Annotated in this window: 17 protein-coding genes, 1 tRNA gene and 1 pseudogene; 9 read left to right on the top strand and 10 right to left on the bottom strand. The window is 68.1% G+C overall.

Features of this window, described 5'->3' with window-relative positions; translation table 11 throughout:
* Positions 1 to 1,195 precede the first annotated feature (1,195 nt).
* Positions 1,196 to 2,569: a tyrosine-type recombinase/integrase gene (locus K2F47_RS40350; protein WP_272496403.1), complete on the top strand. Its 1,374-nt coding sequence runs from the start codon at positions 1,196 to 1,198 to the stop codon at positions 2,567 to 2,569.
* Positions 2,570 to 2,665: 96 nt separating this feature from the next.
* Here the strand turns inward: K2F47_RS40350 and K2F47_RS01180 are convergent, their stop codons facing one another.
* The gene (locus K2F47_RS01180; RefSeq protein ID WP_242902525.1) at positions 2,666 to 2,863 is read right to left on the bottom strand and encodes a DNA-binding protein; all 198 of its coding nucleotides are present in this window, start codon (positions 2,861 to 2,863) and stop codon (positions 2,666 to 2,668) included.
* 1,344 nt (positions 2,864 to 4,207) lie between these two features.
* Between K2F47_RS01180 and K2F47_RS01175 the strand changes: the two are divergent.
* From K2F47_RS01175 to K2F47_RS01155, 5 genes and pseudogenes are all read left to right on the top strand, one after another.
* Positions 4,208 to 4,615: pseudogene (locus tag K2F47_RS01175) on the top strand (winged helix-turn-helix domain-containing protein); the annotation flags it as partial.
* Complete coding sequence (locus tag K2F47_RS01170) at positions 4,510 to 5,298, top strand: transposase (RefSeq protein ID WP_308198350.1); 789 nt, start codon at positions 4,510 to 4,512, stop codon at positions 5,296 to 5,298. The pseudogene K2F47_RS01175 and the gene K2F47_RS01170, both read left to right, overlap by 106 nt.
* Before the next feature lie 1,099 nt (positions 5,299 to 6,397).
* Entirely contained in the window at positions 6,398 to 8,038 is a 1,641-nt protein-coding gene (locus tag K2F47_RS01165) for an FAD-dependent oxidoreductase (RefSeq protein ID WP_242900770.1), read from the top strand.
* A gap of 54 nt (positions 8,039 to 8,092) precedes the next feature.
* Positions 8,093 to 8,773 (top strand): DUF1345 domain-containing protein, encoded by a 681-nt coding sequence (locus K2F47_RS01160; protein WP_242900769.1) that lies wholly within the window; start codon positions 8,093 to 8,095, stop codon positions 8,771 to 8,773.
* A gap of 103 nt (positions 8,774 to 8,876) precedes the next feature.
* A complete protein-coding gene (locus tag K2F47_RS01155) occupies positions 8,877 to 9,941 on the top strand; it encodes a hypothetical protein (RefSeq protein WP_242900768.1) in 1,065 nt (354 codons plus the stop codon).
* On the opposite strand, the gene K2F47_RS01150 is transcribed toward K2F47_RS01155, so the two are convergent.
* The 6 genes from K2F47_RS01150 to dnaK form a co-directional block, all read right to left on the bottom strand.
* A complete protein-coding gene (locus tag K2F47_RS01150; protein WP_242900767.1) occupies positions 9,936 to 10,334 on the bottom strand; it encodes a thioredoxin family protein in 399 nt (132 codons plus the stop codon). The two genes, K2F47_RS01155 and K2F47_RS01150, sit on opposite strands and share 6 nt — an antisense overlap.
* 74 nt (positions 10,335 to 10,408) lie before the next feature.
* Positions 10,409 to 13,027 (bottom strand): ATP-dependent chaperone ClpB, encoded by a 2,619-nt coding sequence (clpB, locus tag K2F47_RS01145; RefSeq protein ID WP_242900766.1) that lies wholly within the window; start codon positions 13,025 to 13,027, stop codon positions 10,409 to 10,411.
* Positions 13,009 to 13,374 carry a chaperone modulator CbpM gene (locus K2F47_RS01140; RefSeq protein ID WP_242900765.1) on the bottom strand — a complete coding sequence of 122 codons (366 nt, stop codon included), beginning with the start codon at positions 13,372 to 13,374 and terminating at the stop codon, positions 13,009 to 13,011. Before K2F47_RS01140 ends, clpB begins: the two co-directional genes overlap by 19 nt.
* The gene (locus tag K2F47_RS40345; protein WP_272496401.1) at positions 13,374 to 14,333 is read right to left on the bottom strand and encodes a DnaJ C-terminal domain-containing protein; all 960 of its coding nucleotides are present in this window, start codon (positions 14,331 to 14,333) and stop codon (positions 13,374 to 13,376) included. Before K2F47_RS40345 ends, K2F47_RS01140 begins: the two co-directional genes overlap by 1 nt.
* Positions 14,333 to 14,851, bottom strand: a complete 519-nt coding sequence (locus K2F47_RS01125; RefSeq protein ID WP_272496400.1) for a nucleotide exchange factor GrpE — start codon at positions 14,849 to 14,851, stop codon at positions 14,333 to 14,335. Before K2F47_RS01125 ends, K2F47_RS40345 begins: the two co-directional genes overlap by 1 nt.
* Positions 14,829 to 16,712 (bottom strand): molecular chaperone DnaK, encoded by a 1,884-nt coding sequence (gene dnaK / locus K2F47_RS01120; protein ID WP_242900762.1) that lies wholly within the window; start codon positions 16,710 to 16,712, stop codon positions 14,829 to 14,831. The genes K2F47_RS01125 and dnaK overlap by 23 nt, the downstream gene beginning before the upstream one ends.
* Before the next feature lie 594 nt (positions 16,713 to 17,306).
* Here dnaK and K2F47_RS01115 point away from each other — a divergent pair.
* Positions 17,307 to 20,117, top strand: a complete 2,811-nt coding sequence (locus tag K2F47_RS01115) for an ATP-binding protein (protein ID WP_242900761.1) — start codon at positions 17,307 to 17,309, stop codon at positions 20,115 to 20,117.
* Positions 20,118 to 21,032: 915 nt separating this feature from the next.
* On the opposite strand, the gene K2F47_RS01110 is transcribed toward K2F47_RS01115, so the two are convergent.
* Both K2F47_RS01110 and K2F47_RS01105 read right to left on the bottom strand, forming a co-directional pair.
* Entirely contained in the window at positions 21,033 to 21,752 is a 720-nt protein-coding gene (locus tag K2F47_RS01110; RefSeq protein WP_242900760.1) for a 5-formyltetrahydrofolate cyclo-ligase, read from the bottom strand.
* Positions 21,753 to 21,764: 12 nt separating this feature from the next.
* The gene (locus K2F47_RS01105) at positions 21,765 to 22,931 is read right to left on the bottom strand and encodes a helix-turn-helix transcriptional regulator (protein WP_272496399.1); all 1,167 of its coding nucleotides are present in this window, start codon (positions 22,929 to 22,931) and stop codon (positions 21,765 to 21,767) included.
* Between the two features lie 263 nt (positions 22,932 to 23,194).
* Between K2F47_RS01105 and K2F47_RS01100 the strand changes: the two genes are divergently transcribed.
* Positions 23,195 to 23,641: a hypothetical protein gene (locus K2F47_RS01100; RefSeq protein WP_242900758.1), complete on the top strand. Its 447-nt coding sequence runs from the start codon at positions 23,195 to 23,197 to the stop codon at positions 23,639 to 23,641.
* A 73-nt stretch (positions 23,642 to 23,714) separates the two neighbouring features.
* The gene (locus K2F47_RS01095; RefSeq protein WP_242900757.1) at positions 23,715 to 23,915 is read left to right on the top strand and encodes a hypothetical protein; all 201 of its coding nucleotides are present in this window, start codon (positions 23,715 to 23,717) and stop codon (positions 23,913 to 23,915) included.
* Between the two features lie 815 nt (positions 23,916 to 24,730).
* Here the strand turns inward: K2F47_RS01095 and K2F47_RS01090 are convergent.
* Positions 24,731 to 24,804, bottom strand: a tRNA-Ala gene (locus K2F47_RS01090).
* Positions 24,805 to 24,845: the final 41 nt, after the last annotated feature.

Below are 24,845 nucleotides of genomic sequence, written 5' to 3'. Positions count from 1 at the left end.
GGCGGCTCTTACCGCACTGACCGCCGCAGCCGTTCCGCTCAGCAGCGGCGCGCTCGCCGACGCACTGGACTGGCCCCTGGTCCGCGCCCGTCCCCTCAGACGCGCCTGTGACGCCTGTTCTGAGGGCGCCCGCTCAGTCGCCGCTGCGGCTCCCGGCGGACGTCAAGCCTTGCTACGGCAACGCGACCGGCATGGTTCGCCTTGATCCCGTGGCCGCCCAGCCACGTACGGGTTCCGGTTGGTGGTCGCCACCATAGAGGGAGCGTTTGCCGTCGCAGTGTGGTGGCTGCTGACCGAGATCGGCTGACGCCACCTAGGCCAGGGACGGCGCCACGGCGGGACTACCTGGAGGGAGCCCCTGCCGTTGCGTCGTCCCCTCTCACCGATCGGTGCGGTCGGAACTGGGAGCGAGGGTACGAGGCCCACGCCGGGCCTCGGGCGAGGACGATTGGGGCGAGTTTCACCTCGGCCGAGCAGTCCCGGACATCGGGGGCGCGTGGACCGATGACGGACGTCAGCGCGAGTCACGCGGGCTCAAGCACCGTCCCCAAGGAACGGACCCGCATCGCGCCGTCTCCGCCCGTCCTGACGAAGATCCTGCGCGCTCACGTCCAAGAGATGGGGATCGGCCCGGAGGGACGGGTCTTCTGGGCGTACGCGGCGTCCAGTTGCCCACGTGCACCTATCACCGGGCGTGGGGTAAAGCCGAACTCACCCCTTGCGAAGCGTGTGTATGACCTACGCCACGCATGCGTCTCGACGTGGCTGAACGGGGGTGTGCCAACCACGCAGGTCGCCGAATGGGCAGGCCACAGCGTGGCCGTCCTGCTGCGGATCTACGCGAAGTTACGCATCGTCGCAGCTCCACGTGGCTGGGGTGTGGGCCCGTATTGGGCCCGGACGGCTGTGAACGACCATTTAAAGCCGGACACTCTCAGGCATGCAAAAGGCCGCTCACCTGCACTGATGCTGGTGGGCGGCCTCATCCTGGGTGGAGCTGAGGGGATTTGAACCCCTGACCCCCTCGATGCGAACAGGATAAACCAAACACAATGTACTCTGAGGTTCAACAACTTCAGGGTAAATTCCCAGGTGAGAGACGGTGCAATGCCACCTCGTGTCACCGTGTGCCAAGATCTTCCATGTGGTCCTCGGTGGCATCTCGGTGGCAAAGACGATCACCTGAGGAGCCAGCATGGGATTCTCCCGCCCGCGAGTCGGCAAGGACGGCAAGGTCCGCTACGCGGCCGTGTACCGAGACCTCCGAGGGAACATCCGGCACGCCGGAACCTACGCAACAGAGCCACAGGCCGATAAAGCATGGCAAAAGGCTCTGGCAAAGCTATCTCTGGAGCGCCTTCCCGACCCAGGGAAGGGTCGCCAGCGCTTCAGACGCTACGTCGAAGACACCTGGTTTCCCAACCACGTCATCGAACTCCGGACGAGAGAGAACTACGACTACGAGATCCACCGGCACATCATGCCGTGGTTCGCCAGCATGCGCATGATTGACATCCTGCCGATCGACGTCCGCGAGTGGGTCACGCATCTTCAGAGCGAAGGCGTCAACCCGCCGACAATCCGCTACTGCATGACCGTCCTCAGCGCCGTCTTCACCACAGCGCTCAACGACCGCGTCATCATCCTCCACCCCTGCAAGGGGGTCAAGACACCTCCGGTGCCCAAGAAGAAGCGCACCATCATCACACCGGAGCAGTTCGACATCCTCTACGGGTCACTCACCGACGCCCGCATGAAGATGCTCGTCGAAGTCAAAATCGAGACCGGCCTCCGCTGGGGTGAACTCACGGAGCTTCGACCGAAGGACATCGACTTCGCCACGCGGACGATCACCGTCTCGCGTGTCGTCATCGAACTCAACCCGAAACACCACCCCGAGGGCGGCCGCTTCCTGGTGAAGGACTACCCGAAGGACCAAGAGCATCGCAGCGTCCGCATCAGCAAGCAGATCGCCTGCAAGCTCAAGGCATACATCCAGGAACAAGCCATCGACGACGGCTCCCTCCTCTTCCGCCTCCACCAGGACGAACTCCCGCGACCACGACGGCTCCGCGTCCTCCTCGATCCCGAGACCCTCGGCCACATCGAGCCCGAGCGACGCTACAGACACGGCACGCTCAGCGGATACTCCGCAGGCAAGTGCCGCTGCCAGCACTGCAAGGACATCTACGCCGACTACCGCGCCCGTCGACGCGAAGCAGGCAAAGACTCACCAAGACGTCGTCGCACGATCAACACCGACGGGCACATCCCGCGGACCTGGTTCCGCGACCACGTCTGGAAACCGGCCATCCAGGCGGCCGACCTCCGGATCCACCTCCGCCCCCACGACCTCCGCCACGCCCACGCATCCTGGCTTCTCGCTGGCGGCGCCGACCTCCAGGCCGTCAAGGAACGTCTCGGCCACGCCAGCATCACCACCACTGAGAAATACCTGCACACCCTCCCCGACGAAGACGACTCCGCACTGGACGCCTTCGACAAGATCCGCAACCGCTCGAAACCCACCTCAATCCACGCCGTCCAAAGCGACAACGAGGCTTCCTGAGGAAGCCGCCCCCTTCGTGACTGCCGCACCCTCGACACCGAAGGTCCGGTTCTCTGATGGAGAACCGGACCTTCGTGCAGAGGTAATGGCGGCTCGTTAGCTCGACTCGATACCGAGGAGCCGACGAAGGTCAACCGTCACGACGCGATAGCTCACACCGACACGGATCACTTTGCAGGGGAACTGGCCTCGACGGGCGAGCTCGTAGGCGCGCGTCCGTCCAAGCCCGATGGCACGGGCGGCGGTCTCGATGCCGACCGTGGTCGGGAGAGCAAGAAGCTCCTCCTGAGTCATCTGCTTCACAGCTCAGCTCCCTTCCCAGAGCTACCGAACCAGCTCGCCCGCAACTCTCGGCCCGCGGACGGCATCACCCGCGTTCCGCCTCCTTGGATCGTGACCGACGAGGCCGGTTCCATGACGCCTCGGGGCGGCGATGCACTGGCTGCGAGCAGCGCCCCTCTGCCGTGAAAGTGGTTGACCGCGCTCGCGGCCCGGTCACCGACTTCACCGCAGCCCGCGCCCAGGTGACAGGTATGAAGAAACGGTGCGGCTGAAAGCCTCAAGCTCCTCATCGAGACCCGCACGGTGGTCATGAACGAGGCCTCCGTCTGCATGCTGGCGAGCGAGGAAGCGTTCGAGCTGGAGCAGGGGCTGGTCGAGACAGGGGGCGGTTGTCTGGTTGGCATCCAACACCGCGTACGATCGTCGGTCCGCCAAGGCCCCGCGGTTGACTGATTGCTCGCTTCAGGAAGCGGACGGCGCCTTCACAATCGTGAGTGTGCGGTTCCGCCTCATGGTCGGACTGGGTGTGGTCGCGAGTCATGAGTGCACTCCTTGCAGTGCAGCCCCTTTACGGGAGGGCCAGAGTTGATCACGGACATTTCCGTCCTTCCTGTTGAGGGGCGCCAGCCATATAACCCTGCCGCCCCATGACATCGTTTACGCTCCGTAATTATGACCGTGGCTTGACCACGACTCCATCACTCCGGAGGCATCGGCGAGTCACGCCCCGTACAGGTCTGCGTTTGACACTCCCCTACGACACTGTGGCCCCTAACGCGGACGAACGGGATGCGGCTGTCGAGACCAATCCCTCACAGTCAGGGCTCCTGGGAAGAACTCGGCCCGCAAGCCGGGCGGTCGCGAGACCCGCCTCACGTACGCACACCTGTCGCCTGTCCGAACGCCTACTCGTCTCCCTTAACGGCGACCCCACGACCGCCACACCGACCTCTACCGCACCGAGGTCCGCCCGCATGAGTACTGGTGCCTGATGAGCACCGCCTACGGCATCGCCAAGTGCGGGGTATCGATCATCCTCGCGGCCCCATTCATCAACGATCTGGACAACCCGTCATGGCTCCCGCGCCTCACCCACCGGTGCCAGGCCAAGGGCGTGGACGTCACCGCGATCTGGGTGCACAGCGACCTGGACACCATGCACGAGTACATCGAGGTGCGCGAGGCAGCCCGCGACGGCTGGAGGCTGGCCCACCGGGACAAGTACACTGCCGGTCTCACCACCGAAGACCCATCCCAGGCCGCCCACCTCACCACCGACAACCGTCTAACCAGGGTTGATGGGTTATGGCGGTCGAGTGAGTGGACTGGTTGGGTGCAGGGGCGGAGGCCGGTGGCATGGCCAGATACCCCCAGGGTGGTGGGTCGACCGCTGCCGGCCGCGACAAACGTGAACGGGTGCGGATGCAGGCCGCGCAGTGCTTCGCCGAGGGCCGTCCGAACGCGCAGATCGCCGCGGAGTTGCGGGTCGGGTTACGGCAGGTGGAGAAGTGGCGGCAGGCCTGGCGCCGGGGCGGGGCCGATGCGCTGCGGTCCAAGGGCCCGCACGGACGGCCGCGGCTGGATGATGAGCAGCCCGCCCGGCTGGAGGCCGAACTGAACCGCGGCCCGGCCGCCCATGGTTACAGCGATGATCAGCGGTGGACGCTCGCGCGGGTGGCGGCGCTGATCAAGGAGTTGTTCGGTGTCGACTACACCCGGCCCGGGGTGTCGCTGCTGCTGCGCCGCAACGGCTGGTCGGTGCAGGTCCCCGGCCGCCGCGCCGTCCAACGCGACGATCAGGCTGTCATCGCCTGGAAGCAGGAGGTGTGGCCGCAGGTGGAGGCGCCGCGGGCGACCTGGGCGCCTGGATCTGTTTCGAGGACGAGACCGGTCAAGGGCTCAGGTCGCCCCCGGACGCACCTAGCCGCCGGGGACAACGGCCGCAGGTCAGGGTGCACGGCAGGCGACACGGCAGCCGGGTGTCGGTGGCCGGGATGGGGTGCTACCGGCCCGGTGAGCGGTCCCGGCTGATCTACCGGCTGCACCACTACCACCGCCGCACCGGCGAACGCGCCGCCTTCACCCTGAACGAGTACAAGAGCATGCTGCAGGCCGCGCACCAGCAACTGCCCGCCGGAAAGATCGTCCTGGCCTGGGACAACCTCGGCATCCACCACGCCACGGCCATGCGCGCCTTCATCGACGCCCATGCCGACTGGCTGAGGGTGTTCTACCTGCCGCCCCATGCTTCCGAACTCAACCCCGCCGAGAATGTGTGGTCCCTGCTCAAGCGCTCCATGGCCAACTTCCTGGCCACCGACCTCGACCACCTCACTCAGGTGATCAAGCATCGCCTCAAGGTAATCCAGCACCACCCCGAAGCGCTCAACGGCTGCCTGCAACCCACAGGCCTTACCCTGACCACCACACCCGCCATCAACAAATAGCCCTGATTAGCCGGTCGCACCGCACCCGTCGGGACAGTCCGGGCCCGCATACGAAGCAACCCGCATGTGGGCCCGATGTTATCGAGGACCGTCGTGCCTGGATGCAAACAGATTGCAACACTACGTCACAGGTCTGACTGCGCGCCGGTTCGAACCAAGTAGGGGTACGCCGTAGACCGGCGCGCGTTTCGTCGCGCCGGTGTCGATTGCCGCACGTGCCGCGTCGTGCTGGGTGCCCGCGATCTCGGATGTGAGGGTGACTTCGCACTCCACGAGATCGGCCTTCCGGTCGTACCGCATGCGTAGTCGGAACACATCCAGCAGCCGCCGCAGCACCGGTTCAGGAACGCGCCCAAGGTCGATCGCTCCGACGGGGAGTGCGTCCAGCAGTGCGGGACAGGGGCGCTCGGGGCGCCGCACTGCGCAGTTCCCGTAGCTTGGTCTGGGTTCCAAGTGATCGCCTGGTTCGGCCTGGTCGTCGCCCCGATGGTCGACCGGCGGCTTGGGCCGGTGGCCCTCAGCGCTTCCCTGCGCGGATCGGCCGCAGGTTCCTCCGCGCCGAGCCTGGCAGAGGTGTTGTGAACACCAAAGCTTCCTACGGTCCGCCAGGGTCTCCGGCAGGGCGGTCATCTTTCTTCCAGTACGGTCCCCACCTTGATCCGTCCGCGTCCAGGCCGGTCTCGCCGGCTCGTTCGAGTCGCTGCCGCACTGGACCGTCCTCACGAGGTTGTCAGGACCTGCTCGATTGAGGGATGTGGGCGTGCCACGGTGACCGGAGCCTGGACGAGGAGCGTGGAACGGCAGAAGGAGGCGCGCCGTACCGTACGGCCGGCCCCTCGTTCATGTCCGCGCTCGAGACGGCTTGGGCGGCCCCGAAGGGTGGCGGGGATGGGCCTCGCTCGCCGGTGCCGTCACCGGGGCCGGGCCGAATCAGATCTTCCGCCGACTGCCGGGCGGGGTGGGTCGCCGTTCGGACGGGCCGGTACCGGTTGAAGGTCTTCGGCTGTGCCGAGGGGCAAGTTGCCCGAGGGTGGGCAGGGGACAAGGGGTCGCCGGGTCGTCCGGTCGACTGAGTCGGATGCCTGCGGAGGAGGGCGCTGTGGAGGAGACACCGGATGTGAACGGGGCGTTCCCCAGGCTCAACGACGCACAGATCGACCGGCTTTCGGAGTACGGCGGTGTCCATCAGCGCACCCGCGCCGGCGATGTGCTGTGCCGGACGGGAGAGTCCTGGCCGGGCTTCTTGGTGATCTTGACCGGCAAGATCGCCGTCGTCGACCGGCCCGCTGACGAGGCCGGTGAGCAACCTGGCGATCGGGACGGCGGGGGGCCGGGCATGGTCACGGTTCATGGCCCGCGGCGTTTTCTCGGCGAGCTGGGGTTGCTGACCGGGCAGCGGTCGTTCGTGAACGCCGTGGTCGATGAGGCGGGAGAGTTGCTCGCGGTGCCGGTCGACGGGCTGCGCGAGCTGATCGCCTGCGACCCGCCTCTTGGCGATCTCATCTTGCGCGCGTATGTGATCCGGCGGTCCATGCTGCTCGGCAGCGGCACCGGGTTGCGCATTGTGGGATCCCGATTCTCCGCTGACAGCCGGCGGCTGCTGGAGTTCGCGGCTCGCAACCGGTTGCCGCACCGATGGATCGATCTGGAGGACGACCCGTCCGCCGAAACGCTGCTGCGCCATTTTGGGATCGCTCCGCAGGACGCACCGGTGGTGGTGTGGGGATCGAAGCGGGTGTTGCGTAATCCCAGCAACGCCGAACTGGCCCAGGTCATCGGGCTGACCACGCCGGCCTCGCCGCCGGACACCGATCTACTGGTGGTGGGGGCGGGGCCGGCCGGTCTCGCGGCCGCGGTCTACGGCGCCTCGGACGGGTTGACGACCGTGGTGGTGGACGCGGTGGCCACGGGCGGGCAGGCGGGCACATCGCCGCGGATCGAGAACTATCTCGGCTTCCCCGCCGGGATCGCGGGCGCCGATCTGACCGACCGCGCGACCCTTCAGGCCGATCGGTTCGGAGCACGTGTCAGAGTCCCCGCAGAGGCGATAAGTCTGGAGCGGCGAGACGGGCTATTGGCGGTGGGGCTGGCGGAAGGGGAGCCGGTGCGCGCCCGCTGCCTCATCATCGCCACCGGTGCGCGCTATCGGCGGCTGGACGTACCGTGCCTGCAACGGTTCGAGGGAACGAGCGTCTTCTACGCCGCCACCGTGATCGAGGCACAGGCATGCCGTCCCGGACCGGTCGTGGTGGTGGGGGGCGGCAATTCGGCCGGACAGGCCGCGCTGTTCCTCGCCCGACACGGGTCGAGGGTCACGTTGCTGCTCCGTGGTGGCGAGTTGAGCGCCAAAATGTCGCTGTACCTGGTGGAGCAGGTAGAACGCGCCGAGACGATCGAAGTACGGCGGCACACCATTGTCCGGGAGGCACACGGAGACGGAACGCTGCGCGCGGTGGTCACCGAGGACAACCGCACCGGAGAACGTGAGACGGTTCCCGCGCGGGCGTTGTTCGTGTTCATCGGTGCGGTGCCGCATACCGGATGGCTCGCCAGGCACCTGGAGTTGGACGAGCGCGGATTCGTGCGGACGGGGCCGGGCACACCGCTGGAGACGAGTTGGAGGGGGGTGTTCGCGGCCGGTGATGTTCGGAGCGGGTCGGTGAAGAGGGTCGCCTCGGCCGTCGGGGAAGGCGCCATGGCGGTTCAGATGGTGCACAGGCACCTCACCCGGACCGGCTGAGGTCACGAGGCCGACACCCGAGACCTCGGAGCCTTTGACCATTGGGGAGGCGAGTTGGGCGACGCACTCGACCCGTCCGTCGAGAACAACGGGACCGGACCTCCGAGGCGCTTCCTGTCGGTCCGCAGGCTTGTTCTGTCGCTGGGAGCGGGTGTCGTCGGCGGTGCCACGGCCGCCGTGCTCGGGGCCGCTGAGGTGAGCCTGCTGGTCGGGTGGGTCCTGGCCACCGGCACGCTCCTGACATGGGTGTGGTGGCTCAGTTGGCCGCAGGGGCCGGACGACACCAAACTGCTGGCCGAGGCGGAGGGCGACGCCCGCTCGACCGACGCGGCGGTGCTCCTGGCCTCGGTGGCCAGTCTGGCCATCGAGGCCCACGCCCAGATTCGTTTCGCGGGGCGTCAGGACGCGCTCTCGGTTACGGCGGTCATTCTCGTCGTCCTTGCCGTCGTGCTGTCCTGGGCGCTCGTGAACACCGTGTTCGCGTTCCGGTACGCCCGCCTCTACTACGAGGACGCCGACGGAGGCATCGATTTCATGCAGACCGCGCCTCCCTCCTACAGCGACTTCGCCTATATGGCCTTCACCGTCGGAATGGCGTCCGCGGTTTCCGAGAGCCAGCCCGCCGACACCCGGATCCGCCGAACCGTTTTCGGGCACGCCCTGCTGGCGTATGCCTTCGGCACCGGGATACTGGCGGTCGCCATCAGTCTGGTCACCGGCATCGGCCAGGGGTGACGAGGGCCCGGTCGGAGGAGGCCGGAGCACGGTGGCCACGGCGGGGTTTCAGGTACCTCTTCCGGGTAGGGCCCTCGACTGTCGCATCGGGAGGAGCAGCGGGTTGGCCGACCAGAATGTGGTGCGCGTGGTGCTTCGCGCTGATCCCGGGCTGCCGTTGGAAATCGTCCGTCAGATCGCCGAGACACTGCCCGACGACATGCGGAAGCGTTCGGCGGTGCAGGTGGAATGGGAGGCTGACGCCGGTCCCGGCACCTTGTCGGCCGACGAGCAGGTGGAGGCGGAGCACTTGGCGGACGTCCTGGCCGACCAGTTCCCGGGTGGAGCCTACGACGTCGCCGTGTTCGTGACCGATCTGCCGCGTCGTTACAGGACCCAGCCGATTCTGGCGGAGGTGAGCAGGCCCGAGAAGGTCGCCCTGTTGTCGCTGCCCGCTCTCGGCTGGTCCCATCGGCCGAGCCGGGCCCGCCGCGGTGTGGTGGATCTGGTCGCACTGGTCCATGACGGGACGCCGCCGAGGTTCGCGCGGGAGTACACCGTCCACCGGGCCGATCCCGAAGAGCGGTCTGAGCAGCGGTTCGTGACACCGGGGCTGCTGGGCCGGCTCCGGCTGCTGTCCGGCATGATCCGGGCGAACCGCCCCTGGCGGCTGTTCACCGGCTTGTCGAAGGCGCTGGCCGGGGTGCTGGCGACCGCGGCGTTCGCGGTCGTCAACGTCACCGTCTGGAAGATCACCGATACGCTCGGCCCGATCCGGCAGGCGGTGCTGGCGGTACTGGCGGTCGCGGCCCTGCTGGCGTGGCTCATCATCGACCACGAACTGTGGGAACGCCCGGACGACGTCATCAGTCGCCAGCGTGCCAGGCTGTACAACGCCGTCACCCTGGCCACGTTGCTGATCGGCGTGCTGTGCCTTTACGGGGCCGTCTTCGCGCTGACGATCGTGCTGGTGCCGGTGTTGCTGACCGGCGAGGCGCTTGCGTCCAGCCTCGACCACGGGGCCGAATGGGGCTTCTATCTGTCGATCGCCTGGCTCACCACGTCCATGGGCATGGCCGGTGGTGCGCTCGGGTCGGGGTTGGAGGACGAGTCGGCCGTGCGCGACACCGCGTACGGGGTCCGTCAACGCAGCCGCCTGGAACAGCAGAGGAAGCACCGCACTTCATGATCGGGGGCTGCCCCGCCGTTCGGTTTCGGTGACCTTCTCCGTCACCCAGGCGCGGATCTGGTCGGCCGGTGCCCCGGCGGGCAACCGGGCCACCGCTTCGCCGCAGTGGAAGACCATCAGGGTGGGAACGTGCCGGACATCGAGCTTTCCGGACAGTCCCGCCGCGTCATCAACGTTGATCTTGACGAGTTTCATTCTGCCCGCCAGATCCGCGGCGATGCGTTCGAGGGCAGGGCTGATGCGCAGGCACGGAGCACACCACGGGGCCCAGAAGTCGGCCACCACGGGCAGGGGGGCACCTTCGACGACCTCGGTGAAGATGGTGTCGTCGGCCTCGGCGATCCAGGCCAGGGGCCGGTGGCAGCGCCCGCATCTGGGCGTTCCGTCGGCCATGGCGGGCACGCGGTTGCGGGCCCCGCAGGCGGCGCACGTGACGACGGCGGCGGCGGACCGGGTGGCCACGGCCGTCAGTCCCACGGATTCTCGAAGCGGACCTTCAGTTCCCCGCCCTCCGCGGTCACGTGGACGACCGCGTCGTCCCTGACGTCCCCGGCGAGCAGGGCACGGCCGACGCGGGTCTCGACCTCGTGGGCGATGAACCGGCGGAGCGGACGCGCGCCGTACACCGGGTCGAAACCCTGTTCGGCGATCAGCCGGCGGGCGTCCTGATCGATTTCCATGCGTATCCTGCGGTCGGCGAGCCTGGCGCGCAGGTCGTTGAACATCAGGTCGACGATCTGTTCGATCTGCTGGAGGGTCAGCGGCTTGAACAGCACGACGTCGTCGAGCCGGTTCAGGAACTCCGGACGGAAGTGGCGGCGCAGTTCCGCGGTCACCTGGTCGCGCGCCGCTTCCTTGATCTCGCCCTGGTCTGTGACCCCCTCCAGCAGGTACTGCGATCCGATGTTGGAGGTCATGATGATGACGGTGTTGCGGAAATCGACGGTGCGTCCCTGGGCATCGGTCAGCCGACCGTCGTCGAGGACCTGAAGCAGGGTGTTGAACACGTCGCCGTGGGCCTTTTCGATCTCGTCGAACAGCACCACCGAGTAGGGCTTGCGGCGCACCGCCTCGGTGAGCTGGCCGCCCTCCTCGAAACCGACGTAGCCGGGCGGGGCGCCGACCAGCCGGCTGACGGTATGGCGCTCCTGGTACTCGCTCATGTCGATGCGGACCATGTTCTCCTCGGTGTCGAACAGGGCCGCGGCCAGGGTGCGGGCCAGCTCGGTCTTGCCGACGCCGGTCGGGCCGAGGAAGACGAACGAGCCGATGGGCCGGCGCGGGTCCTTGATTCCCGACCGGGCTCGGACGATCGCGTCGGCCACCAGCTGGACGGCCTCGTCCTGGCCGACCACCCGCTCGTGAAGGATCTTGTCGAGGCGCAGGAGTTTGTCGCGTTCGCCCTCCTGGAGACGGCTGACCGGGATTCCGGTCCAGCGCGACACGATGGCCGCGATCTCTTCCTCGGTCACGACCTCGCGGAGCAGCCGGCCGCCGTTCTGCTTGCCGGTCTGCCGCTCCTCCTCGGCCCGCAACCGCCGTTCCAGCTCGGGGAGCCGGCCGTGGCGCAGTTCGGCGGCACGGTTGAGGTCGTAGTCTCGTTCCGCCTGATCGGCCTCTTGGCGGACCTGTTCCATCTCCTGGCGCAATGCCTGTACCTTGCGCAGCGCCTGACGCTCGGCCTCCCACTGGGCCCGCATGGCGTCGGCCTCGGCGCGCAGGTCGGCCAGCTCCCGTCCGAGGCTGTCGCGCCGCGCCCTGCTGGCCGCATCGTCCTCCTTGGCCAGCGCGGCCTCCTCGATCTCCAGCCGCATCACCCTGCGGGTGAGCTCGTCGAGTTCGGCGGGCATCGAGTCGATCTCGGTGCGCAGCATGGCGCACGCCTCATCGACCAGGTCGATCGCCTTGTCCGGAAGGAACCGGTCGGAAATGTAGCGGTGGCTGAGCTGTACCGCGGAGACCAGCGCGCCGTCCTGGATCTTCACTCCGTGGAAGACCTCGAACCGCTCCCGCAGGCCGCGCAGGATCGAGATGCTGTCCTCGACCGTGGGCTCGTCCACCAGCACCGGCTGGAAACGCCGCTCCAGGGCGGCGTCCTTCTCGATGTGCCGGCGGTACTCCTCGATGGTCGTCGCGCCGATCATGTGCAGTTCGCCGCGCGCCAGCATCGGCTTGAGCATGTTCCCGGCGTCCATCGCGCCCTCGGTGGCGCCGGCGCCCACGACGTTGTGCAGTTCGTCGACGAACAGCAGGATCCGGCCCTCGGCCGCCTTGACCTCGTTGAGCACGGCGGTGAGGCGCTCCTCGAACTCGCCCCGGTACTTGGCGCCCGCGACGAGCGACCCCATGTCCAGGCTGAAGATCGTCTTGTCGCGGAGTCCTTCGGGCACGTCACCTCGGGTGATCCGCTGCGCGAGGCCCTCCACGATCGCGGTCTTGCCGACGCCCGGGTCGCCGATCAGTACCGGGTTGTTCTTGGACTTGCGGGACAGGATCTGCACCACGCGGCGGATCTCGGTGTCGCGCCCGATGACGGGGTCGAGCTTGCCCGCCGACGCGTCCGCCACCAGGTCCCGTCCGTACTTCTCCAGGGCCTCGTAAGTGGTCTCGGGCATCGCGGAGGTCACGCGCTGGTTACCCCGGACCCGGGTGAGCACTTCGAGGAAGGAGTCGCGGGTCAGTCCCTGCCGTTCCAGCAACCGTCCCGCCGCCGTCTGCGACCCCTCCTCCAGCAGTGCGATGACCAGGTGCTCCACCGACACGTAGTCGTCCTTGAGCCGCTCGGCCTCCTGCTGAGCGGTGTCCAGCAGCCGCGACAGCCGCTGGGTGACCAGCACCTCCCCGGGACCGGTACCCGGCCCGGTCACCTGCGGGCGACGGCTCAGCTCGGCCTCCACCGCCTCCCGGATGCGCTGCGGTTCGGCTTCGGCCTCCGAAAGCAGCCGCGGCACGAGACCTCCGGGCTGGTCGAGCAGGGCGAGCAGGAGATGCTCGCCGTCCACCTCGACGTGTCCGAAGCGAAGCGCCTTGGTCTGGGCGTCGTGCAGAGCCTCTTGCGACTTCTGGGTCAAGCGGTTGGCGTCCACTGTTGTCCTCCAGCGGTGTGCGGAGAGGTGGTGCGCGGCGGTCCCCGGCGCGGAGCCCGCTCCAGATCCGCGATGCGGTCGAGCAGCTCCACGACCAGTCCGAGCGCCGCGTAGTTGAGGGACAATTCCGCCCGCAGTCGCTGGAGGCGGCCGAACGCGCTGAGTTGTCCGGGGTCGAACCACAGCTCACCCGAGGCATCGGCACCGGCGTCCAGCAATCCCAGACGCACCAGACGCCGCACCAGCACGGGATGGGCGCCGACGGTGGAGGCGAAGGTCTCCAGTCTCAACCGCGACGGCGGGGTGTGCACGATGGCGTAGACGGTGCCCGGCAGCAGTTGCCCCATCAGGCCCTCCTCGGATCGAACGACGATGCCTCCGCGAGCTGCTCGAACAGCCGCCGCTCCTGCTCGGACGGCTCGGACGGCACCACGATGCGGGCTTCGGCGTACAGGTCTCCCGGGTCGCCACGCGGGTTGGGCAGACCGCGGCCGCGCAGCCGCAGGCGCCGCCCGCTGGAGGTTCCTGCGGGCACCTTCACCTTGGCCTCCCCGCCCGGTGTCTGGAACGCCACGGTCGCGCCCAGCGTCGCCTCCCAGGGAGTCAGCGGCAGGTCGGCGGTCACGTTACGGCCGTCGACCCGGTAGCGGGGATGCGGTGCGATCCGCGCGATCAGGTACAGGTCGCCGGCCGGGTCACCGCCGCCGCCCTGTCCGGCCAGCCGGATGCGCTGGCCGTCGGTGACTCCCGCCGGGATCGTGACCTCCAGCCGACGGGGACCGCCCGGGCGGTCGAGGGTGACCGTGTGCTTGCCGCCCCGGTACGCCTCCTCGACGCTCACCTGGACCTCGGCCTCCTGGTCGGCCCCCCGTACCGGGCCCCATCCGCCCGAAGCGGCGCGCCCGGCCGGGCCGCCGCGCCCACGGGCGCCGAACAACCCGCCGAACAGGTCCTCGAAGTCGATGCCCTCGCCGAAACCGCCCGAGGTGGTGTAGCCGGCCCCGGGACCCGCTCCCCCGCGGGCGCCGGCCCTGGCCCGGGACTGCGAGCGCGCCCACATGTCGGGGTCGACGTCCTCCGGGACCTGGCGGAAGTCCGGCCCGAACGCGTCGTAGCGGCGGCGCTGGTCGGGATCGGAAAGGATGGCGTAGGACTCCGATACGTCCTTGAACCTCTCTTCGGCGCCGGGATCCTTGTTGACGTCGGGATGGTACTGACGGGCCAGCTTCCGGTACTGGCGCTGGATCTCGTCCTGCCCGGCGTCCCGCGAGACGCCGAGAACCTCATAAGGATCGCTGACGGCCATCACTGATCCTTGCCCGCCACCGACACCAGCGCCGGCCGCAGCTGGTGCTCGTCATCGCCGTAGCCGGGCAGATGCACCTCCACCACCGTGCCCGGAGGCGAGCCGGTTTCGCCGCGGACCGCGACCGCCTCATGGCGAGCCGGGTCGAAACGGGCTCCCATGTCGTCCCGGCGTGAGTAGCCGAGTTCGCGCAGCGTCGCCAGCGCCCGGTCGTACACGCCCCGCACGCCCTCCATGAGGCTCGCCGGGTCGGCGCCGGCGTGCTGGAGCGCGCGTTCGAGATCGTCGACGACCGGCAGCCATCGCGCGCTCACCTCGTCCCGCTGCGCCTGACGTTCGCGCTCCAGGTCCCGCCCCATGCGTTTACGCGTGTTGTCCAGATCCGCGAGGGCACGCCGCCGCAGGTCTTCGAGCTCGGCCACGCGCGCTTGCAGTTCGTCCACGCGTGCAGCCAGATCCTCGGCTCCCTCAGACTGCTGGGACTGCTGGGCATCGTCATTCGGTCGTGAATTCCGCATCGATGACATCGTCGTCGGATCCTCCCGTCGTGGGGCCGCCCTGCTGCGGGCCGCCGCCCGCGTCAGGGCCGGAGGTGGTGCCGAGGCCGTGCAGCACCTGCTGGAGATCGGCGGTCAGTGACCGCAGCCGCTCCAGTGGCGCCTCCTCCTTGACGGCCTGACGACCGTCCTCGATCAGCGACTCCGCACGTGCCCTCTCGTGCGGGGGCACGTTGTCGCCCAGCTCTTCGAGCCGCCGTTCGACCTGGTAGACGGCCGCGTCCAGGTCGTTGCGCGCGTCGACCTGCTCACGCAGCCGGGCGTCGTCCTGGCGGTGCCTCTCGGCGTCGGTGACCATCCGCTCGACCTCGCTCTCGTCGAGGTTCGAGCTCTGGCTGATGGTGATGCGCTGCTCCGCGCCGGTGTCCTTGTCCCGCGCGGAGACGTTGAGGATGCCGTTGGCGTCGATGTCGAAGGTCACCTCGATCTGAGGTTCGCCGCGCGGCGCGGGACGGATGTTCTCCAGCCGGAAGCGCCCCAGCACGCGGTTGTCGGCCGCCCGCTCCCGCTCGCCCTGGAGAACCACGATGTCGACGGCGTTCTGGCTGTCCTCGGCGGTGCTGAAGGTCTCGGTGCGGCGCGCCGGGATCGTGGTGTTGCGCTCGATGACCTTGGTCATCACGCCGCCGAGGGTCTCCACGCCCAGGGACAGGGGCGTGACGTCCAGCAGCAGGACGTCCTTGACCTCACCCTTGAGCACGCCGGCCTGGATGGCCGCGCCCAGCGCGACGACCTCGTCGGGATTGACGGTCATGTTGGGCTCGCGGTCGCCGGTCTTGCGGCGGACCAGGCTCTGCACCGCCGGGATCCGGGTGGACCCGCCCACCATGATCACTTCGTCGATGTCGTCGGCGCTGACCTTGGCGTCGCGCATGGCCCGCTCCATCGGCCCGGTGCAACGCTCGATCAGGTCACCGGTGATCTGCTCGAACGTCGACCGCATCAGCGTGGTGTTCAGATGCTTGGGGCCGGTGGCGTCGGCGGTGACGAACGGCAGGTTGATCTGGGTCTGCGTCACGCTCGACAGCTCGATCTTGGCCTTCTCCGCCGCCTCGAACAGCCGTTGCAGCGCTTGCGGGTCCGTGCGGAGGTCGATGCCGTTGTCGCGCTGGAACTCCTCGGCGAGGTGATCGACGACACGGCGGTCGAAGTCGTCGCCGCCCAGGTGGCCGTCGCCGGAGGTGGCGCGGACCTCCACCACGTCGTCGCCGATGTTCAGCAGGCTGACGTCGAAGGTCCCCCCGCCGAGGTCGAACACCAGTACGGTCTCGTTGGACTTCTTGTCCAGGCCGTAGGCGAGCGCCGCCGCCGTCGGCTCGTTGATGATGCGCAGCACTTCCAGGCCGGCGATGCGTCCGGCGTCGGTGGTCGCCTGACGCTGCGCGTCGTTGAAGTAGGCCGGAACAGTGATCACGGCCTCGGTGACCTTCTCGCCGAGGGACTTGCCCGCGTCCTCCACGAGCTTGCGCAGGACTTGTGCGGAGATCTCCTCCGGGGCGTACTTCTTGCCCCGGACATCGAAGCGGACCGTCCCGTCCGGTCCCTCGGTCACGTCGAAGGAGACCGCGTCCTTCTCACTGGCGACCTCCTCGTAGCGGCGCCCGATGAAACGCTTGGCCGAGGAGATGGTGCCCTTGGGGTTGAGGATCGCCTGCCGCCGCGCCAACTGGCCGACCAGGCGTTCCCCCTGCTCGGTGAACGCCACCACCGACGGGGTCGTCCGGGCGCCCTCGGAGTTGGGGACGACGGTAGGCTTGCCGCCCTCGGTCACCGCGATGACCGAGTTGGTGGTGCCCAGGTCGATCCCGACTGCTCTGGCCATCACATGTCCTTCCGTAGCTTTGCGGGACGGTCTCGGTCCCTCTTGACAGGGCCGAGACTCCGGCCTCCCACGCCTCTGGCCGAAACTGGTGGGCTCGGAGGACTGGTGGCGCGCTTTTACGGCTCCACCGAACGCACACGAAAACCCGTCCCTACCGATGCTCGTGCTGTGTGCCGCCGGCCACATCCTTCGACCGGGTAGGTGGAATCGGAGCATCGTCGTGCTCTGCCGATCCGCTGCTGTCCGGCTCCCGCCGTCGGCAGGCGTCCGCCCCCTCGGCCGGGCGTCTCGAGCCGGTGCCAGGCGTGTCGTCGCCCCCCACCGGGCCTGGTCCCCTCGTAGCCTGTCAGTTCTGAGGATGCACATGTGTGGCTGGCCCACGCGCTGGTCCCCGACCGTCTTCCCCGACCGGCGCGACCCTCAGCCGCCGCAAGGAAACGCATGCGACCCGTTCTCGACCTCCGGCTTTGACAGCGCCCTGCTGTGACGGGCTCCGGTCTTCAATCGGTAAAACATCGGTGATTTTGAGGAAGAGGGCCAGCTGCTGATCTTCGGCACGGACATGCCACCTGCGGTCAGGGGCAGAGGCGCCCTGTGAACCGACCGCAGCCGCCACCGACCGAGCGAACGGCCTTGGACCGGGGCCATGAGCACCGACAGGTCACCGACCTGTTGACCGGGCCCGCCCCGCCAGCCGCCCCCGAGTCGAGCGCGGCCCGGGTGCTGCTCGTCGAGGGAGAGGCGGGAATCGGGCGTACCCATTTTCTGGCCGAGGTCTGTCAGGCGGCTGCACGCAACGGATACCTCGTGGCGTCCGGCGGTCCCGTCGAGCTTGGGCCGCCGACGCTGATGGAGCCGCTTGCGTCGGCTCTGACGGGGATCGTGGATCTCAGCGAGACAACCGCCGAATCCGGGCGTCCGGCCAGGCAGGTCGAACATTTGCGGGCCGCGGTGGAGGCCAAGGCCCACTCCAGCAGGATTCTGGTGGTGCTGGACGATATGCAGTGGGCCGATTCCGCCTTGATCAGCGCGCTCCGGATACTGCCGGCGCAATTGGTCGCCTCGCCCGTGTGCTGGATACTGGCCCGCCGCCGCGCAGCGGGCGGGCACGCCCTGGACCGGTTGTTCACACTGCTGAGAGCGACGGGCGCGACCCATCTGACACTGCCTCCTTTCGACGATGAGGCGGTCCTCGGACTGTTCATCGACACTGTGGGCGCGAAACCTGACCGCGCCCTCCACGTCCTGGCCGGCCAGGCCGGCGGGAATCCCTCATTGATCGTTCAGCTGCTGAAAGGACTGCGCGAGGAAGGCAGCCTCGTGGTGCGTGACGGACACGCGTGCCTGACCAGCACCCGTCTCCCGGAACGGATCCGGTTGCTGGTGAAGCAGCGGCTCGACGTCCTGGACCCCGGCACCCGGCATCTTCTCGAGGTCGCGGCCGTCGTCGGCGCCACCTTCCACCCCCAGGACGCCGCCGAACTCCTCAGAATCACCCCGGCCGAACTCCTGCCCGCGCTGGAGGCCGCGGTCGCGGCCGACCTCCTGGAGGCTCGCGGGGACGATCTGGCCTTCCGGCACGACCTCGTCCGCCGGACCGTCGCGGACGGTATTCCCGCCCCCGTCCGCCAATCCCTTCAGGGACAGATCGGGTGGCTGCTGCTGGAGCGTGGGGCCCGGACCACGGCGGCGGCCACCCTCCTGATGAGCGGGGCAAGGTCGGGCGACCCCCACGCTCTGGCGGGCTTGGACGAGGCCGCAGCCCGAACGTCCGCCGGCGCCTCGTACATCACCGTCGACATCGCAGCGCGCGCTCTCGAACTCACCGATCCCATCGACCCATTGCACATTCCGCGGGTACTGGCCGTCCTGCATGCGCTCTTGGCCGCCGGCCGACCGGCCGAGACCGTGAAGCTCGCGGACGCGGCGCTGTGCGGCAACGCGACCGGCGCCATCGCCGCCGAGATAATGATCATCCAGGCGCTCGCCCTGCTCCCCATGGGCCAGGCGAGCAGAGCGGCGGAGACGGCCCAGGCCGCGCTCGACATCGCAGAGCTGCCCAAGGAGTTGCACCAGCGTGCCGAGCTCGCCCTCCTGCAAGCTGAAACTCTTCGGAGCGGGAACGCCGATCTGCGGGACCGGGCGCAACAGATCGTCGTCGGTGACGAGTCTCCCAGTCGGCCTCTGACAATCGCTGCGCTCGTCCTGCTCGCGCAGGACGCCTGGGACGCGGCGCGCCTCACGACCGCGCTCGACTTGCTGGAGGAGGCAGCCAAAAGGACGCTGGGCGCCGCCCTGGACGCCGGTCAGCCACATCCCAGCATGATCCTCGCCATGAGGCTGGTGCAGTTGCGGCGGCTCGATGAAGCCCGGCAGGCGATGGAGACCGCGACCGGGGGGCTCGGCAGGAGTAACCCGGCGGCGTGGTCGCCGGGCCTGGCGATCCTGCGCGCCTGGCTGCACTTGGTGGAGGGACGACCAGGCGAGGCGATCGCGGAGGCGAGATCCGGACTCGATGAGGCAACCGCAGCGGGCGCCCCTCTCCTGGCAGCGGCCGCGAGATGCGCACTGTCGGCGGCCGCGCTGCGCCGCGGTGACCTGGAGGATGCGGCGCCGCCCCCGGCAGAAGATCGCCGGGCGGCCGAGCGCCACCCGCGTGACCTCGGTCTCCCGGACCTGGTCGCGGCGCAGGTGACCGAAGCCCGCGAAGGTCCGCAAGCCGCCGTGACGGCGCTGAGCGACCTGTTCGACAGTCCGCAGGACCACTACCGGTTGCTTCTCAGCGGTCCCGCCGCACCGGCATGGCTGACACGGACCGCGCTGGCGGCCGGCGAGGCATCAGGGGCCGAACGGATCGTCGCGGCCGCTGACGATATCGCCCGGCGCAATCCCACCGTGCCCAGCGTGTCGACTGCGGCCCAACACGCCCGCGCTGTTCTGTACGGCGACCCCGAGGTGCTGCACGCTGCCGCCAGGGCGCACACCGATCCGTGGGCGCGCGCCTTGGCCAGCGAAGACCTGGCATTGCTGCTGCGACACCACAGCGGGGAACGCGAGCAGGCAGTGCAGGCCCTCGATGCGGCACTGTCGCAGTATCGGGCCGCCGGGGCGGGGCGAGACACCGCCCGAGTGCGCAGCAGGCTCCGCCAGTTGGGCGAGCGGCGTCGCCATTGGGACAACCGCAGGCGGCCCGCCAGCGGCTGGGCGGGACTCACCGGGACCGAGCAGCGGGTCTCCCTGCTCGTCGCGCAGGGACTGACCAATCAGCGCGTCGCCGATCGACTGTTCATCAGCGTGCACACCGTCGCCTTCCACCTGCGGCAGGTGTACCGCAAACTCGGCATCGGCTCACGCGTCGAACTCACGCGCCTGGTGGCCGACTCCAAAGACGACCCACCACCATGATCGCCGCGACGGATCGGTACCGCTGGTGCCGCCCCTGCCGAAAACCTCGTCCGCGCAGGTCACGAACAGCGCAGGGAACTTAGCGTCCGGTCGCGGATCAAGAACCGTGCCCGGCAGCCCGCGTACCCAAGAGCCATGACCAGGTTCCGCGCCGCTCGGGTCACCCACGCTGTGGTCGGGTGGCCGGTGGCGCCAGAACCCGGATGCGGCGAGTGTGGTGACGGCATGGCGAACATCCCTCCTGATGATCGCCGGTGACCTCAGGTCAAGTGTCCGCCGTACGGGGGAAGCTCAGTGCAGGTGCCCGGAGGCCGCGCCGTCGAACGTGACGACCGGGCGGTTGAGGTGTGGAAGCGGCAGTGTGGCCGGTCAACCTCGGGCGGTCCTTCGCCGGTAGGGGTGTTGCTATAGCTGAGAGGCAGACGGGCACTGGTCGGCCGATCTCGGGCGCTGATGTGGTGGAGGCGAGTTGTTCATAAACGTTTGGATCCGCGCTCACGGCAGCCTCATGCGATGCCGAGTGTGGGAACGGGTTGTGGGGTCGTGGCGATCTCCCTGCTGCTCATCATGGCTCAACTCAGCCCGGATGTCGTCCCTGGGCCCCTCCAGAGAGGAAGAGCCAGTCTTCTTATCGGGCGCCCCAGCTATGAGCCGCCCGTTGGGGGCTCCGCTGGCGCGGGGCAAGAAATGGAAATCGTGCACTTATGGCGGCTGGACCGGGCGCGGTCCAGCGTGTGGTGAGGATCGGGCGCGATCCGGGAGGTGGCGCCGTAGCGGGAGAGGAGGTGCCGCAGCGGGTGGCGGCGTTGTCTCGGTGTGCGCATCGGATGCCGTGTCGGGTGCGGTCTGGCGGTGAGCTGTTCTGCTGGTGGCGGCGCGTTGGTCGGTGTCAGGGCGGCTTTGCGTCGAGGCGCCTTACTTTGGGGCGCGGGCGGCAAGTAGCGGGATGGAAGCGATCTTCTCGGCGGTCAGGCTGTTCCAGAGGAGGCCGGATGGCCTACGGGACGGGCCGCAGGGGATGACCTCGTCTGGCGTGACGATCAGGTCTACCCGGAAGTCGTGCTCTTCCTCGGGGAGCGGTTCGTCGACTACCTGGAGGGGATGCACGGTTGTCACGATGGTGGTTCGCGGCGTGACGAGGCCGGCCTCGCACAGAAGGGCGACTTCGATGTCGGAGTACCCGGCGCCCTTTCCTAGGCGGGCGCCTGCGCGGTTTACCGCGACGCTGCCGCAGACCACGACGTCGACGGGGCGCATCTCTTCGACTGCCACCTTGCGGGCGACCTTGGCGGCAGTTCTCGCGGTTGCGGCCTCGGCGGGAGGAACTGGCAGGGTCTCCGGATCGAGCAGGTAGAACGGCAAGGGGTCGGCGAGCCTGGGCACAGCCATGTAGAGAAGCTTGCCTGTGAACAAGGCATGGGTTCGCACAGGGTGTTGGGCCTGGTCGGGTACCGCCTTGACCACTTGGGCGGCCTGCCAGGTAGGCAGTCCCGCCAGTCGTTCCGCAGCGGCGACGGCGCCGTGGAAGTCTGGGATGTGACCGTGGACACCTGGTTCAGGTACGGCGTCCCGCTGCTCCAAGAGATCCCAGATGCGTTCTCGTACGAGGCGCTTGGCTTGGTCTGTGCTGGCCATGCGGTGCGCTCCTCAGGCGGTGGTCATGAGTCCCAGTAGTCGATCATGTACGTCGCACACGGAGGTCAACTGCCGCCATGGCCGTAGCTCGCGTCCGGCTGTGAACGCGATGTTGAGACCTCCACCTCCACGTGTACTTTCCAAGATATCTATGGTCTCGTTGAGGATCTCGATGGCGCCATCGATATTTTCTTGACGCAGATGCGCCAAGCTCAGGTTGCCCAACACGATGGCTCGCGACTTCTGCCAAGCGTGCAGGTTGGCGGCTGTCTGTTCTAGATAGACTTGCGCTTTCGCCGGGTTTCCGAGGAAGAGGTAGCAGGATCCGGCCAACCGTCCGAACTGAGTCGGCGAAAACTGCTCGCTGGCTAGATCATCCGGCTGGATCCTTGCGAAGGTACTTTCGGCGGAGCCGAGCATCTTCTCGCAGTTCTTTTGGTCTCCTGCCATGGCATACGCTTCGGCAGCATGAAGTAGGGCGAGTCCCGTTAGGACATTACTGACATTACGGCTGATCCGAGCGGCGCGTCTGGCTCGGGCGAGCCCCTCACCGGGGTTTCGTGCACCGTACAGGGCGACGTAACACTTGCGCAGCTCTGCCTGTCCCTCGGTTAGCGGGTCGCACCGCTCGCGTGCGGCTGTGACCGCCTGGTCGTAGAAGGCCAACGCGGTGGCGTGGTCGCGGCGCTGTGATGCGTCCCAGACGAGCTGACCCATGAGGATCGCCGATTCGGATTCCACCGTCCACAGTTCGTGGCGGACGCGATCACTCGGGGTGTGCTGGCGAAGGTAGGAGACCTGGCCGTGGCACTGCCCCGCCTTGGCCAGTATCAGCGCTGATGGGTGGTCGTCGTAGCCGTCAGCAAGATCGTGGACGCGCTGCCGGAGGTAGGCGACCGCGACAAGATCGACTTTGCTGGGATTGTGAAGCGCGTAGTCCAGGCGATCGCCCTGCTGCTCCGGGACCTGCTGGACGTCGGTGAGGAGATCGTTCAACTCGTCAAGCGTGATCCCAAGCTTTTGGGCGAGTTTGGGGCGGATCCAAGGCATTGGATCGGTTTCGGCGCGTTCCCACCGGCCGACGGTTGATCGATCTGTATTGAGTTCCTCGGCCAGGCTCTCTTGGCTGTAACCCATTGATCGCCGACGTTGGGCTAGTCGGCGCCGCTTCAACGCCATACATCACCCTTCTCTTCGGGGCTGCTAGAGGCCGCATTCTGTGGGGGTGTCTCTGCTGGTCGGGCCAGGGGATGCCTCGCCGACGCCTCAATCATGCACTGGTCGTGCTCTGGCTGTAACCGCCTTCCCGCGAGTTGGGTGGACGAACACGGTCAACTTCTGAACCTCAGAGGTGTGGACCAGCCGTGCCACACAAAACAAGACGGCCTCGGGCGCGGTGATCTGATTCGCCGACCGGGTCTGACCGGGAATGGGAGACGATTATGGGCAAACCACAGGAACTGATCAGAGCGGACATGGTGGAGGCGGAGAGGATCTCGTTGCGGGAGGAGTTTCCCTCCTGGTCGATCGTCCGCACCACCGATACGAGGCGCTGGTGGGCCATGCGTCCGATCGAACGCGCCCGCTCGGACGTGCTCCCCGCATGCGACCAGGTCGTTACCGAGCTGGACGCCGACTCGGCCGAGGAACTGCGCGGCAAGCTGCGCCGAGTCGGCGAGGAGGAGGCCACCGGCAGCAGGCGCCGCAGCGGTAGTAACTACATGGCGCTTCCCCGCGACCTCTGGCAGGACACGCTGGCGGCCTTGGACTCCAACGACGAGCAGCACCGCGACGACGTGTCACAACGGCTGAGGGCCAGCGCGCCCCACATCTGGACGTCCGACGTGTCCGACGGGCCGGAAGGGGCGTCTGGTGTGCCGGCTCAGTGAGCCCCACGCGGCGCCACAAGCACAGTCGATCGGACGGTCATCCACACCCGCGCCCGTCCCTCAGGACGCGCCTGTGACGCCTGTTCTGGCCGCACCTGCTCAGCCGCCGCTGCGGCTCCCGGCGAACGTCAACCCTTGGTACGGCCACGCGACCGGGCATTGGTTCGCCATGCTCCCGTGGCCGTCGGCCACGTACGGGTTCCGGTTGGTGGAGGCCGACACCGAGGGCGCGCTCACCGTCGCAGTGTGGCGGCTGCTGACCGAGATCGGCTGACGCCACCTAAGCCGGGGACGGCGTCACGGCGGAACTACCCGGGGAGGGAACCCCGCCGTCGCGTCGTCCCCTCTCAGCCCTCGCTCCACCGGCCTTCCGACGCCCCCCGATCGGTGCGGTCGGAACTGGGGCGAGGGGACGAGGCCCACACCGGGCCTCGGGCGTGGCGGCACCGCGACCTGCCCCCGTGGTCTGGTGCCGCCACGCCATCCCGTACGGCGCTGCTCGTCGGCGCCGGGACTGCGCGAGCAGCGCCGTACATCGAATGCGCCGACCGTCGCCCCCACCACGAAAGGCATCTCCCATGCCCAATCCCTGGACGACGCTCTGGTTCACCTCCAACGATCCGCACTCAATCGATGGCCATCACGAAAACGGTGGCAGGTACGACGCCGCCGACCTCGTGGGCAGCACCGCCCCTGTCGACCGGCCAGTGAGCGGGCGGCGACGCCGCACCTTCCGTCGCAGGGTCAGGCGTCTTTTCATCCGGTCCACCGCGTCACGATCCTCACGTATCCGTTGATCGCCTTGGTCGACGTTGAGTCGGTAGGGAGCTAAGGGGTGGTTCGTGACGGCGGGGAGTTCGTTGGTGCCGTTCACCGCTGAGTCGGCGCTGTGAGCGAAGGTCGCGGAGTGCCGGGCGGTGGGGATCGTTGCTGTCAGCTGAGGGGATGGCGCCGGGTGTGGCTGGGGTGGCCGGGGCGGCCGGATCGTGCCATCTAGTGTCGCCTGGTCTTGGTGGCGACGTGGTGGCAAATGATCAGAGGCCGGTCTAGGATTTCTCCTGAACCAGCCTCTGACCTGCGAATCCTGGGTGGAGCTGAGGGGATTTGAACCCCTGACCCCCTCGATGCGAACGAGGTGCGCTACCGGACTGCGCTACAGCCCCAAGGACTCCGTAAGGTTAGCAAACATTGGGACATGCTCGCG

Source organism: Actinomadura terrae, assembly GCF_022751215.1.
Classification (GTDB): domain Bacteria; phylum Actinomycetota; class Actinomycetes; order Streptosporangiales; family Streptosporangiaceae; genus Spirillospora; species Spirillospora terrae.
The sequence above is the reverse complement of the archived record's forward strand: the minus strand, read 5'-3'. Positions and strand labels throughout refer to the sequence as shown.

Coding starts and splice junctions, on each gene's coding strand:
- dnaK (WP_242900762.1), bottom strand. CDS start 16,712: ATGGCCAGAGCAGTCGGGATCGACCTGGGCACCACCAACTCGGTCATC.
- K2F47_RS01100 (WP_242900758.1), top strand. CDS start 23,195: ATGGGCAAACCACAGGAACTGATCAGAGCGGACATGGTGGAGGCGGAG.
- K2F47_RS01105 (WP_272496399.1), bottom strand. CDS start 22,931: ATGGCGTTGAAGCGGCGCCGACTAGCCCAACGTCGGCGATCAATGGGT.
- K2F47_RS01180 (WP_242902525.1), bottom strand. CDS start 2,863: ATGACTCAGGAGGAGCTTCTTGCTCTCCCGACCACGGTCGGCATCGAG.
- K2F47_RS01110 (WP_242900760.1), bottom strand. CDS start 21,752: ATGGCCAGCACAGACCAAGCCAAGCGCCTCGTACGAGAACGCATCTGG.
- K2F47_RS01125 (WP_272496400.1), bottom strand. CDS start 14,851: ATGCGGAATTCACGACCGAATGACGATGCCCAGCAGTCCCAGCAGTCT.
- K2F47_RS01140 (WP_242900765.1), bottom strand. CDS start 13,374: ATGGGGCAACTGCTGCCGGGCACCGTCTACGCCATCGTGCACACCCCG.
- K2F47_RS01150 (WP_242900767.1), bottom strand. CDS start 10,334: ATGGCCGACGGAACGCCCAGATGCGGGCGCTGCCACCGGCCCCTGGCC.
- K2F47_RS40350 (WP_272496403.1), top strand. CDS start 1,196: ATGGGATTCTCCCGCCCGCGAGTCGGCAAGGACGGCAAGGTCCGCTAC.
- K2F47_RS40345 (WP_272496401.1), bottom strand. CDS start 14,333: ATGGCCGTCAGCGATCCTTATGAGGTTCTCGGCGTCTCGCGGGACGCC.